This is a genomic window from Symploca atlantica LB2515 (assembly GCF_052546295.1).
On record NZ_JBQWMT010000001.1, the window covers coordinates 5,974,052 to 5,985,580 of the forward strand.

At 45.4% G+C, this 11,529-nt stretch carries 12 protein-coding genes; 2 read left to right on the top strand and 10 right to left on the bottom strand.

Features of this window, described 5'->3' with window-relative positions; genetic code table 11:
* Positions 1–70 precede the first annotated feature (70 nt).
* Positions 71–1,330 carry a cytosine deaminase gene (codA, locus tag ACT7WV_RS24750; RefSeq protein ID WP_445105421.1) on the top strand — a complete coding sequence of 420 codons (1,260 nt, stop codon included), beginning with the start codon at positions 71–73 and terminating at the stop codon, positions 1,328–1,330.
* Positions 1,331–1,339: 9 nt separating this feature from the next.
* Here codA and ACT7WV_RS24755 read toward each other — a convergent pair whose 3' ends face one another.
* The 8 genes from ACT7WV_RS24755 to ACT7WV_RS24790 all read right to left on the bottom strand — a co-directional run bounded on the left by ACT7WV_RS24755 (position 1,340) and on the right by ACT7WV_RS24790 (position 7,876).
* A complete protein-coding gene (locus ACT7WV_RS24755; protein WP_445105422.1) occupies positions 1,340–2,014 on the bottom strand; it encodes a HEAT repeat domain-containing protein in 675 nt (224 codons plus the stop codon).
* 74 nt (positions 2,015–2,088) lie between these two features.
* The gene (locus tag ACT7WV_RS24760; protein WP_445105423.1) at positions 2,089–2,946 is read right to left on the bottom strand and encodes a HEAT repeat domain-containing protein; all 858 of its coding nucleotides are present in this window, start codon (positions 2,944–2,946) and stop codon (positions 2,089–2,091) included.
* Between the two features lie 35 nt (positions 2,947–2,981).
* Positions 2,982–3,212, bottom strand: coding sequence for a phycobilisome linker polypeptide (locus ACT7WV_RS24765; protein ID WP_445105424.1), 231 nt, complete (start codon positions 3,210–3,212; stop codon positions 2,982–2,984).
* Positions 3,213–3,319: 107 nt separating this feature from the next.
* Positions 3,320–4,189: a phycobilisome rod-core linker polypeptide gene (locus ACT7WV_RS24770; RefSeq protein WP_445105425.1), complete on the bottom strand. Its 870-nt coding sequence runs from the start codon at positions 4,187–4,189 to the stop codon at positions 3,320–3,322.
* Between the two features lie 81 nt (positions 4,190–4,270).
* The gene (locus ACT7WV_RS24775; RefSeq protein WP_445105426.1) at positions 4,271–5,086 is read right to left on the bottom strand and encodes a phycobilisome rod-core linker polypeptide; all 816 of its coding nucleotides are present in this window, start codon (positions 5,084–5,086) and stop codon (positions 4,271–4,273) included.
* Positions 5,087–5,257: 171 nt separating this feature from the next.
* Complete coding sequence (gene cpcA / locus ACT7WV_RS24780; RefSeq protein WP_445105427.1) at positions 5,258–5,746, bottom strand: phycocyanin subunit alpha; 489 nt, start codon at positions 5,744–5,746, stop codon at positions 5,258–5,260.
* Between the two features lie 83 nt (positions 5,747–5,829).
* On the bottom strand, positions 5,830–6,348 hold the full coding sequence (locus tag ACT7WV_RS24785) for a phycocyanin subunit beta (protein ID WP_445105428.1): 519 nt from the start codon (positions 6,346–6,348) through the stop codon (positions 5,830–5,832).
* A gap of 871 nt (positions 6,349–7,219) precedes the next feature.
* Positions 7,220–7,876, bottom strand: coding sequence for a HEAT repeat domain-containing protein (locus ACT7WV_RS24790; protein WP_445105429.1), 657 nt, complete (start codon positions 7,874–7,876; stop codon positions 7,220–7,222).
* A 233-nt stretch (positions 7,877–8,109) separates the two neighbouring features.
* On the opposite strand from ACT7WV_RS24790, the gene ACT7WV_RS24795 reads away from it, so the two are divergent.
* Positions 8,110–9,225 carry a phycobilisome rod-core linker polypeptide gene (locus tag ACT7WV_RS24795; protein WP_445105430.1) on the top strand — a complete coding sequence of 372 codons (1,116 nt, stop codon included), beginning with the start codon at positions 8,110–8,112 and terminating at the stop codon, positions 9,223–9,225.
* Positions 9,226–9,436: 211 nt separating this feature from the next.
* Here the strand turns inward: ACT7WV_RS24795 and ACT7WV_RS24800 are convergent, their stop codons facing one another.
* A complete protein-coding gene (locus tag ACT7WV_RS24800; RefSeq protein ID WP_445105431.1) occupies positions 9,437–10,207 on the bottom strand; it encodes a PspA/IM30 family protein in 771 nt (256 codons plus the stop codon).
* Between the two features lie 447 nt (positions 10,208–10,654).
* Complete coding sequence (locus ACT7WV_RS24805) at positions 10,655–11,416, bottom strand: PspA/IM30 family protein (RefSeq protein ID WP_445105432.1); 762 nt, start codon at positions 11,414–11,416, stop codon at positions 10,655–10,657.
* Positions 11,417–11,529: the final 113 nt, after the last annotated feature.

Here is an 11,529-nt window from a genome sequence, read left to right on the forward strand (position 1 = left end):
ATTTTTGTCTACGAGAGTGCTGGTTTTGACCAGCGATTAGCTTGAGTTTAGCGCTATCTTTGGGATTTTTATGTCAATTATTACTTACGATTTACTCATCCGTCGTGGCAAATTACTTGGACTAACTTCCAGAGATGAAGTAGTTGATATCGGCATCAAAGATGGTCAAATTGCTGACATTGCTCCCAAGTTGGAGGCATCAGCAAAACAAGAACTTGACGCGCAAGGGCAATTAGTATCTCCTCCTTTTGTCGAATCTCATATCCATTTAGACTCAGCGCTAACTGCTGGTGAACCACGTTGGAATGAAAGTGGTACTTTATTTGAGGGCATCCAAATTTGGGGAGAGCGCAAACAAAATCTCACTATAGATGATGTTAAAAAACGTGCTATTGCTACTCTTAAACAACAGGCAGCTCAGGGTGTGTTATTAGTACGTACTCATGCTGATGTTAGCGAACCACAACTTATTGCTCTGCAAGCTCTTTTGGAAGTTAGAGAAGAAGTCAAAGACTGGATTACCTTACAGGTAGTAGCCTTTCCTCAAGATGGTATCTACTCAAAACCGGAAAATGAAACACTACTAGAAAAAGCGATTAAGTTAGGTGCAGATGTTGTCGGTGGCATACCTCATTACGAACTAACTCGTGAAGATGGTGTGCGTTCAGTACATCGCATCTTTGAATTGGCACAACAGTATGACTGCCTAATTGATATCCACTGTGATGAAATCGATGATGACCAATCGCGATTTCTGGAAGTTGTTGCCGCTTGCGCAATTCGCACTGGCTTGGGGTCAAGAGTAACCGCTAGTCATACAACGGCTTTTGCTGCTTACAACAACGCCTACGCTTACAAATTGATGGGGTTTCTACAGCAGTCGCAAATTAATTTCATTGCCAATCCCTTAATTAATATCACTCTGCAAGGACGCACTGATACCTATCCCAAACGCCGGGGTGTGACTAGGGTTAAAGAACTTTGGCAACAAGGATTAAATGTCAGTTTTGGCCATGACTGTATCCAAGACCCCTGGTATAGTCTCGGAACAGGTAACATGCTGGATGTAGCCTCGATGGGAGTCCATGTCTGTCAAATGACGGGGAGACACGAAATTGATGCCTGCTACGAGATGGTGACGCAAAACGGAGCAAAAACGCTGCATTTAGAGGACAACTATGGTGTTGCAGTGGGTAAACCAGCGAATCTGATTGTTTTAGATGCTAGCGACTGCTATGAGGCGATTCGCCGTCGTGCGACAGTTCGCTATGTGATCTCTCAGGGAAAATTGCTCACTTGTACTACACCTCAAGCCACAGAGTGGCTATAACTCTCAGCTTTACCTTAATGCTGATGAGAGCTTTGCTACTTTATCCCGTTGAAGTTGCTCTAATGCCAGTTGAGAGCGGCTGCGAACTGTTAAATCTGCTTCTGTCGTGGCTACTTCTTCAAGATGGTCTGTTATCTGGGAAAATAAGTCTGGCTGAGTAAGAACCATTGAGTTTGCTAGTGCTTGTAATGCCGCAACAGAGGCATAACGAACTACCCATTCGTGATCTTTACAAGTAGCCGATAGGCTTTTGAGTACTCTGGCTTGAGCTGCTGGCACCTCTTGTGCTGACATTTTCGACCAGTGTAAATAGCCTAAGCCTTTGACCGCTGCTCGACGCACGCTCATCGCAAAGTCGGTTTCTGCTGCTTCTAAGAGTGTTTCTATTGCTCTGGGATCGCCAATTCCTGCTAATGCCCGAATTGCCCAAGCTCTACCTCCGTAGTTGTAGTCGTCAATTAGGTTAAGCAATGGTAACACCGCAGCTTCTCCTAATTGCACTAAACCCTCTACGGCTGCTACTGCTGCACCTGGATTGTTGTAGCTAAGGGCAGCAATCAAGGTAGGAATGCCCGCCTCTGAACGTGAGTCTGCTAAGGTTTCTACCGCTTTGAGTAAAGCAGGTGCAGAATCTGCCTGCTCAACGGCTTGGATTAGTTCTGTAGCAAGATTAGTGTCGGTCATCAAGCTTGAAGATTGTAGGTTGAAGGTTTAGAAGATTCACAAAAGCTGCTGTTCTACACTTCCTACCTAACACTTTAGAGCAAGTCATCCATTAAGTTCATCACCGCAATGGCAGCCTCAGGTATGGAGTCCGACTCTAGAGAATGTTTTTTGAGTTGATGCTCCAGAATTCCTTTAAGAGAAATCAACTTAAGACTATTTTCTGCCAATGTCTGGGAAATTGCTTCTGCCGCTGGTAAGTAGCCGATTGCCCCCAAATCGGAAAGCGCTGCCCGTCGCAGTTGTAATTGTTTACCTGCTAAAGCTTTAACTAAGCGATCGCCATAAACAGGGTTTTGAGTTAGCTGGTACATTGCTCGTGCTGCGGCATACTGTTCCAGCTCGTTTGGATGTTCTAAGAATGGTTCAATCAGAGGAATTGCTGAGGTGGCACCAAGAGAGCCTAACGCTTCAATTGTCGCATTGTAAGGTTGCGCTAAGTGGGGGCATCCTGGTATTGGCATGGCTGCTGCTAAGCCTCCTTCTAAGAGTTGCATCAGCTTTGGTACACAGGATGAGTCGCCCAACATCCCCAATGATTGGGCAGCGGCTTCTCGAACGTAGAAATCTGAGCAGTCTAAGCAATTAATCAACGCTGGTATGACTCGGCAATCACCTAGTTTGCCCAGTGCCCTTGCGGCATTCCTACGCAAGGGGTATCCCCCTGATTCTGTTCGGTTATCCTGATCGTCTAGGGCTGTAATTAAGGCTTCAATTGCTGCTGGTTCACGGACACGGAACTTACCTAGCCACCAAGCTGCGTAGTAACGAAGCCCTTTGTCTTGACCTTGTAAATTGGCAATTGCCTGCTCGATAGTTAAAGACCCATTATCACCAGTAGTTGTGGCTGCTGGTGATAATGGGTCAAAATTCTGATTACTGAACTCCTGCATCAGTGTCTTGCTAATCAGCTTCCTGATTAAGCGCCTTAGTTTAAGGGTTCAATGTTAACGATTTTGCCACCCATGCGAGTAATCCGCTGCATTTCTTGATTCATTCTATTGTAGGGCACTGTGATAAACGCGTTGCCACTCGAGCGAATCGGGTAGTCCATGCTTTCGGTTTCTCCGCTTTGACTCAAACCGGCAACTTCATAACGAAAGTAGCGACTTCCAGAAGGGCTGCTGCCAGTTCTTCCACCTAAAACTTGACCCAACATATGCTTCTTGGTAATGGATAATCAGTGACTAGTAAATGCTAATTGATAAACTCACTGCCACACCTTCTTGCCTCAAAAACTTCAGATTGGTATGGTAGCTAGGTGCACTACACGGGGGTAATGCTGGCGATTTTACCGCCTTGGCGTTGAAATCTTTGCATCTGGCTAGAGAGTTCTTCATAAGGAACAATGAAGGCTCTGCTGCTGCGACGCACGCGAGGATAACCAGGTTGAGAAATGCCAGAAACCTCGACACGGAAGCTTCTACCAGCTTGTCCTACGTTGATTACTCCTCCGAAACCAGTACTAGGAGTGACGCCTTGTTGAGAAGGACGGTATGCCCAGCCTCCATTACCACCAGAAGGACCAACAACGGGGGAAGCGTTGTTACGACCTAATTCACTGGCAAGGCGAGAGCTATTACCTTCAAGTTGGGAATTATCACTATTGGCATAGCCCCGGTAGAGCCGAAACATGCGGCTAAATCCGACGGTTTTCTGACCTCTTTGAGTACTAAAACCCCGATAGTAAGGTACTATGTTTTCGCCAAAGTTCTCTTGATATTCTGGAGAATCGATATAGGAATCAATGTCGGCTTCGTATCCTTGGGTTTCGTACAAGTCTAGGTGATAAACCACTTCGGCTTCATCGTAGGGAGCCCGACCCAACAAATGTTTATAGTTAAGTTCGATTACCCGTGTTTGGAAACTTTTGTAGAAAAACTTGGATTTGTACAACTCCGATTTGGCGACGCTGCGCACAAAATCTTGCACGCTACTCTTCCCGTCACACAGCAGGGATTCTGCACTCTTGAGGCGCTCAGACTTCATCAAATAGTCGTTACCTAGCAGCTGACGATAGACGGCACGAATCACCATCTCCAAGTCTTCCCTGCTCGGATTCTGACGTAATTCAACTCTAGGCGCGTCAGTAAAAGCTGATGTTCCCAATCGGGAGCTTGCTGCTGTAATGGCCACCTGAAATTCTCCTAATGAAAAACCAATTAGCTTTTAGCAAGTAGCAACTATCAAATACTACTTGCTAATTTTTTCGTAATTTTAGGCTGGGGTGATACTTATCACCTTAGAACCTTGGCGATTTAATTGCTGTAGCTTACTGGAGAGCTGCTCATAGGGTACAAGCAACTCACTGGTAGCCTGTCGCACTACTGGCGACATTGGGGAAGCGGTTTTATTGACCCTGATCCGGTACAGTTGCCCTCTTTCTCCTCCAGAAACGCCCGTCAAAGCTTTGCTTGTGGCGGGTGTTTTGATGGGCAAAGAGGTATTTTTGGCTACTTCCCAGGTCAGCTTTCCTTGCTTCTGGCTTTGAGCGCGATCGCTATTAGCGTAGCCCCGGTACAGTTGGAAGAGGCGGCTAAAGCCAATAGTCTGTTGCCCTCTTTGAGTCTGGAAGCCCCTATAGTAGGGAACAACACTGTCACCAAAGTTTTCTTGATATTCTGTAGAGTCGATGTAGGAGTCGATCTCAGCTTCGTAGCCTTGTGAGTTATAGAGATCAACATGGTAGGCAATCTCTGACTCACTATAGGGCGCTCTACCCAACAGGTGTTTGTAATTAAGCTCAATTACACGAGTCTGAGAGTTAGAGTAGAAAAACTTCTCCCGATAAAGCTCAGAGCGGGCAATAAACCGCACAAAATCTCGAACACTTATTTGCCCCTGGCGCAGCAGAGATTCTGCACTAACCAGGCGCTCTGTGTTCATTAAGTGTTCATTACCCAATACCTGGCGATAGGCTGCTCGGATTACTGTCTGTACCTCTCCGTCCGTCCATCTAGGACGCAGCTCTACCTTCTCTGATTCTTCAAACGCTCTGATTCCTAATCTTGCGGCTTCTGCTAAACCTGCCATAAATACATTCCCCTGTTTTAAGTCTAAAACAGCAAATTTTTGTAAAACGGATAAATTTTTACTAGTCTCTTATCGTGTTGTTTCCCCTAGGAAACAGCCCGGTAAGGTAAGCAATTACAACGCTCTTGCTGGTACTTGCTTACCTTACCAGGCAAAACATACTAGTACTTACTAGCTCAGAGCATTGATTGCGTAATCGAGGTAAGAATTAGCTTCAACAGCAGGATCTCCACTTAAACCGTGGTTAGCCTTGATATGCTTGAGAGCTTCAACGTACCAGCTGGGAGAGAGGTCGAAGGTACGGTTGATTTCATCAATACCAGCAATCAGGTACTCATCCATTGGTCCTGTTCCACCAGCAACCAAGCAGTAGGTAACCATGCGCAGGTAGTAACCGATGTCCCGAGCGCATTTGTCCTTACCACGCTGATCAGCAGCGTAGTTAGGTCCCTGCATTTGGGTGGTGTAGGGGAACTTGTTGTAAACTGCTTGAGCTGCTCCGCTGATCAAACGATCAGCGTTTTCGGTGATGGATTTAGCAGCCGATAAGCCAGCTGTTGCTTGGCGGAAGCGACCAAAAGCAACTTGGATTTCTGTGCTGCTCAAAAAGCGGCCTTGAGAATCTGCAGCAGATACGGCTTCAGTCAGAGGTGTTTTCATTATTGATATATCTCCTATCGGTTGGGCAAATTTTTCAAAGTATTTTGAAGTTTTAGACTTCAACTAGCAAGCTTCTCGCTTGATTAACCAACTGCAGAAGCAGCACGGTCAAAGTAGCCAGCGATTTCAGACATTAAAGAGCTGCAATCACCACGAGTAATGTTGTTGGAGTCATTAGCAATCGCAATTGCCGCTTCTTTCATTTTTTCTACGCCTACAGCGACGGAAGCGCCAGGAGTTCCCAGAGCCAAGTAGGTTTCCCGTAGACCATTGAGGCAGCGGTCATCTAGAACACTGGGGTCGCCAGCGAACGCAGCGTAGGTAACGTAGCGCAGGATGATTTCCATATCCCGCAAGCAAGCAGCCATCCGACGGCTGGTGTAGGCATTACCACCAGGAGCGATCAACTGAGGTTGCTCTGCAAATAGAGAGCGAGCTGCGTTGGACACAATGCTGGAAGAGTTGCTGGTGATGCGGTTAACTGCATCGAGGCGCTTGTTGCTTTCCGAAACCATGCTGTTGAGAGCATCTAGTTGAGAGCTGGTAAGCATTTCGCCCCGGGCATCAGCCTGAGAAACTACCTTAGTGAATGCGTCGAACATTACGAAATCTCCTAATTTAAAGTTGAGTTCAGTTTTGCTTCAATGTTTGGGCGGTCTAAAGCCAGCTGCTTAAGGAGCTGGGAAAGGCAGAAAACAAACAGCGACCAAAACAATTCTTCAAGTCTTTCTCATTTACCGCTTGACAATAACTTTATCGTCAAACGAACTCTTAAGAAATCTGAGAAAACTTTATCTTTTTATGATAAAGCCGAAAAGCTGGTCAACCATGCCTGTAGTCAGTGCTTACCTTTACTCTTTACCCTTCCGGTAACTTTTATACAATGATGTCGGTTGTTTATTTGTTACATCTTGTTAAGAGTTGCGGAGTTTTGATTGTGGGCAGCTCTACCTACTAAAAACACGGGTTAAGTCAACCAGTTTGATTCCTTAGCACCAGCAGTGTTTACTCTAGCGAAACCGTTGTTTAGGAATCTCCTAAAGCGCTTAAGCTACTAGTAGCCGGTTAAATACAGGCTGTTTTTAATCTAACCTTGAGTTCCAGAGGATATGCTCTCTAAACCACAGTTAAGTAGGTTTACTTAGCTAACGCTAATTCTTAGAAAATAAAAGATTTATTTAGCAAAAGTCTAGTTTATTAAACAAAGTGCAGAATTACGCAATCTTTCTTAACATCCTTGGCGTAAGACATCTGGACTCTTGAGGTTAAAGCATTGACAGCTATTAGTTGGCTTGTCGACTAGAGTCAATATCTCGCAGTCGAGACCCTTGAAGATACAACAACTTACAGAAATTTTCATTGCCCCACTATTCTCATAAAGCTAGCAACACTTCTTCACAAAACTCTCCAGATAGAAACTAGCGCCAAGTATTGGCACTAAACCAGGTGACACAGCGAAGACTATAACTAGAGCTACAACGAAGTTTCCAATACTGCTGCTACAACTCGATGATCCTCATCTTGCATCAAATCACTTAATGCAGCCTTAGCTTGCGGATCCTCAAATTTTTTGATTGCTCGGACAACATCTAGCCGGATAGACCACTGTTCATCGTTTTTGAGCATGAGAAGTTGCTCTAGTGCCTGAGACTTTTTTAGAGAATTCGCCAACAGACCAAATCCATCGATTCCGGCTGACCGTACTGTAGGATCTTCCCCGGCTACAGCGCAAACACAGACCTCGAACAATGCTTCCGGAAACTGCATTTCCACCAAAGCAGCGATAATACTACCGCGAACTAGCCAGTGGTCATCTTGGCGAAATACCGTGACGAGATGAGAAACTGCAACCTCTCCATACAGAGAAAGGGAATTAGCCGCTTCTGCCCGAACATTGGGATCTCGATCAGACTTCACCAAATTTAACAAAGCTGCAAAAGATTCTGGATTCTGCTTCTTTCCCAGTCCTGTCGCCGCAAAAGAACGTATCAAGAATTCTGGATCTTGCAATTTAGTCAGCAAGAGAGGAACCGCCACTTCTGAGTCGTAGTTTCTCAACGCCGTGAGTGCTCTGAGGCGCTCCTGAGAGTCGGGGTTTTGCAGTAAGGTTTCAATCTGAGCGATTTCCATAAAGCCTAAAATACTATCTTAGTTTACTTTTCTTAAAACTTTACCAATAGGTAACTGTATTTGGGAAGATGAACTGAGACTGAAATTTAAATTGGCTCTACAGAGAAAAATCATTCTCTATTTAGCAAAAATAAATTTACAGACACTCCATTATCAGCTGAGTTTAATACTGTAGCTTTCATAGAAAATTCGGTGAACATTTTTAATACATTAGAAACTGGAGATAGCAAAGGATGGCTAGTGCTTTTACCACACCGACAATCACTCAATCTTCAAAGTTAGGCGTCAGCAGATTTGACGAGACAGCCCCAATAGAACTCTTATCTGGTAGTTCTGAGCAAGAAATCGAAACCTTGATTCGAGCTGTTTATCGGCAAGTTTTAGGTAATGCCTATGTCATGAAAAGTGAGCGCCTTCGAGCACCAGAATCCCAACTCAGGCAGAGTGAACTCAGTGTTCGTGAATTTGTGCGCCAAGTGGCTAAATCAGACCTCTATCGCTCCCGATTCTTCGACAACTGCTTCCGTTATCGAGCAATTGAATTGAACTTCAAACACCTCCTCGGTCGCGCCCCGGAAAGCTATGAAGAGATGAGGTATCACAGCACTATCTTGGATCAATACGGCTTCTACGGCGAGATTGATTCCTATCTTGAGAGTTATGAATACCAGAAAGAGTTTGGAGAGAGCGTAGTGCCCTACTACCGGGGTTACAAAACTGAGGCGGGCAAGAATACAGTCGGCTTTACCTACATGTTCAAACTGTTACGTGGTGCTTCTAGTAGTGATAAAAATAATACTCTAGGCAATTATTCACGTTTAAATCGCCAAATTATTGCTAATACTCCTAGTGCGGTGATTCCCATTTCTACCGTTGATTCTTATGGTGGTTTAACGGATGTCAATAAATTGCTGGCTGAGGTTCTCAAACCCAAGTCTCCCACAAAAAGCTCTGAACGCAGCTATCAAGAATATATTGCTCAAACTGAAGACTATAAGTCCCTGAAAAACCAGTGTCAGCAACAAGCAAAATTGATTGAAAGCTTAGAGCAACAATTAGCCGACTTACGACCCTTTGGCACCATTGGAGAAGCTGAGTTGAATCGTTGGCTTTCCTTTAGTCCAGGGAGTTCCTCGACTACTAGCAGCACTACTAGCGAAGTATCTTCGGGTAAGATTCCCATTCAAAACAGCTCGCCGGAAAGTTTTGCCTCTCTACAACGCCTCTGTGAAGAACAGGAAAACGCGATTGCTAATTTGCAGCAAAAAATTGCCGACTTACGTCCTTTAGCAGCTATTGGACAAGCTCGCTTGAACAAGTGGCGTAACCGCAATTTTTCTAGTCGTTAGAGCCTACTAATTATTAGTATTACTACCGTATCGGTACAGATTCCGCTGCAACCGATTGCTAAGAATTAAGTTTCTTTGCGACAAACACAACAAAGACAAGACCTAGATAGACCTTCAGCATCTACTGTGCCTTTCCTGCCAGTAAGATTACTCTGGAATTGCCTATCAAGGTCTTTCATCATTAGGGTTTTTTGTGAAAGACGGCTGACCCTTACAAGTTATCGATTTGCTTGCGTAAAGCTTCCAACTCGGCATCAACTACTGAATTAGAGGGGGGAGAAGCTTTTTCCTCTGAAGCTGGTAGGGCTTGCTGGGAGACAGAACCACCAGATAATTGGGCTTTCATTGCCGCTAATTCATCATCAACATCGCTACCGGATTCGAGTTGAGCAAACTGACTCTCTAAGTCTGCGCCACCAAGTTCGTAGCCGGCTTGAGAGCGAGCCTCCGACTCCAATACTTTTTCTTCCATCCGCTCAAAAGCAGCCATCGCTGAGCCAGTACCCAATCGACCCATGGTGCTTTGTAACTGCTCATTTGCCTTGGCTGCACTCACCCTAGCCTTGAGCATATCTTTCTTCGTCTTGGCTTCAGAAATTTTGCTCTCTATGGCAATCAGGTTACGCTTGAGCATGTCCACCTGAGCTATTTGCTGGTCTAGCTGAGTTTTTAGGGTAGCAGCCATTTCAGCATTGGTTTTCTTGCGAAGCAATGCCTCTCGGGCCAGAGTTTCATCTCCTTTTTGCAGCGCCAACTGGGCTCGTTGCTGCCAGTTATTAGCTTCCGATTGATTTTTATTGTATTGCTGCTCGGTGCGTTTTTGATTAGCAATGGCCTTGGCAACCGCCTGACGCAGCTGTACCAGGTCTTCTTGCATATCAATAATGGCCTGATCCAGAATCTTTTCTGGATCTTCGGCCTTGCTTACCATATCGTTAAGGTTGGCTCTTACGACTCTGCTAAGGCGATCAAATAATCCCATGACGCGGTGTATCCTCAAAGGAATGTACAAAATAGGTGTAAAGCCGGCTCTACATTCTTAGCCCACTGAGCTTGGTGTTGAGCTTCCAGCAAAAGATGCTTTCCTGTTTCAAGTCTAATGCGCAACTTTAGGTCACTCAAAACAGCTACAAAAGAACAGAGCCTGACTGAGCAATTACCTTTCTGCTAAGCAAAGGATGAACCTTTACTAGGTTAGCTGCCAAATCCTTAAGATTCTAAGACCTATAGACTTGGCAACTCAGGCGGTGCTGTCCCAGCCAGACGGCGCTTTGACCGCCACGAGTGCACCATGCTTTACCCCTGTGCCCCACTTACCAAGCTGTGTAAACGCTGCTTTGGGCGTGGTGACTTTTACCGGGGTTCTCTTTATCCAGTTTAAAAACTTCTAGCCTAAAAGTGTTAGATAATGGACTCTTACCAGCAACATCTAAGCTCTATCAACTTCAGAGCGCAGTTTTGCCAGCTCTGCGTCAATGTCAGGATTATGAGTAGCTGAAGACTCACCAGATGGTAGTTGCGCCGGCTCACTACCCCCAGTCAATTGAGCTTTCATTGCTGCCAAATCGGCATCCACATCTTCGCTACCTTCAAGAGCAGCAAATTGCCTGTCTAGGTCATCGCTTCCTAAGGCTTCTAGTGCTTCGGACTGGGCTTCCAGTTGCATTACTTTTTCTTCCATCTGCTCAAAAGCACCTAGAGCACTACTATTGCCCACATTACCCAGCATCTCGTTAATTTTCTGAGAAGCTTGAGCAGAACGTGCTCTGGCAATGTAAAAGTCTTTTTTGGTTTTCGCCTCCGAGATTTTACTCTCTAGCGATCGCATATTTTGTTTAAGCTTGTTGACAATCTCAGCTTGTTGTGAAAGTTGGCTGGTCAGAGCCTTTGCCGTTTCTTGATAAGATTTGCGCCGACTTAAGGCTTCTCTGGCTAGCTCTTCGTTACCTTTAGAGAGCGCTAGCTGAGCGCGATTGTACCACTCATCCGCAGTGGACTGAGCCTGAGAAGCTTGTCGCTCAGTGCGCTTTTGAGAAGCAATCGCTTGGGCTACGGCCTGCCGCATCTGAATCAAATCCTGCTGCATATCCGTGACCGCTTGTTCCAGAATTTTTTCTGGATCTTCGGCTTGCCCAACCAGGCTGTTGAGGTTAGCACGAATTACTCTGAGGATACGGTCAATCAATCCCATGGCAGCTCTCCCTTGATGTTGCAGATGTTGGCAATCTTAAGATCATGGTATCTCAGGGTTTTGAGCAAAAATCATCTCAGTACTAAGGCCATCGATACCTTCAGGAAAACTAG

Excerpts from the sequence above, each read along its gene's own strand:
- codA (WP_445105421.1), top strand. The coding sequence starts at position 71 with ATGTCAATTATTACTTACGATTTACTCATCCGTCGTGGCAAATTACTT.
- ACT7WV_RS24755 (WP_445105422.1), bottom strand. The coding sequence starts at position 2,014 with ATGACCGACACTAATCTTGCTACAGAACTAATCCAAGCCGTTGAGCAG.
- ACT7WV_RS24760 (WP_445105423.1), bottom strand. The coding sequence starts at position 2,946 with ATGCAGGAGTTCAGTAATCAGAATTTTGACCCATTATCACCAGCAGCC.
- ACT7WV_RS24765 (WP_445105424.1), bottom strand. The coding sequence starts at position 3,212 with ATGTTGGGTCAAGTTTTAGGTGGAAGAACTGGCAGCAGCCCTTCTGGA.
- ACT7WV_RS24775 (WP_445105426.1), bottom strand. The coding sequence starts at position 5,086 with ATGGCAGGTTTAGCAGAAGCCGCAAGATTAGGAATCAGAGCGTTTGAA.
- cpcA (WP_445105427.1), bottom strand. The coding sequence starts at position 5,746 with ATGAAAACACCTCTGACTGAAGCCGTATCTGCTGCAGATTCTCAAGGC.
- ACT7WV_RS24785 (WP_445105428.1), bottom strand. The coding sequence starts at position 6,348 with ATGTTCGACGCATTCACTAAGGTAGTTTCTCAGGCTGATGCCCGGGGC.
- ACT7WV_RS24790 (WP_445105429.1), bottom strand. The coding sequence starts at position 7,876 with ATGGAAATCGCTCAGATTGAAACCTTACTGCAAAACCCCGACTCTCAG.
- ACT7WV_RS24795 (WP_445105430.1), top strand. The coding sequence starts at position 8,110 with ATGGCTAGTGCTTTTACCACACCGACAATCACTCAATCTTCAAAGTTA.
- ACT7WV_RS24800 (WP_445105431.1), bottom strand. The coding sequence starts at position 10,207 with ATGGGATTATTTGATCGCCTTAGCAGAGTCGTAAGAGCCAACCTTAAC.
- ACT7WV_RS24805 (WP_445105432.1), bottom strand. The coding sequence starts at position 11,416 with ATGGGATTGATTGACCGTATCCTCAGAGTAATTCGTGCTAACCTCAAC.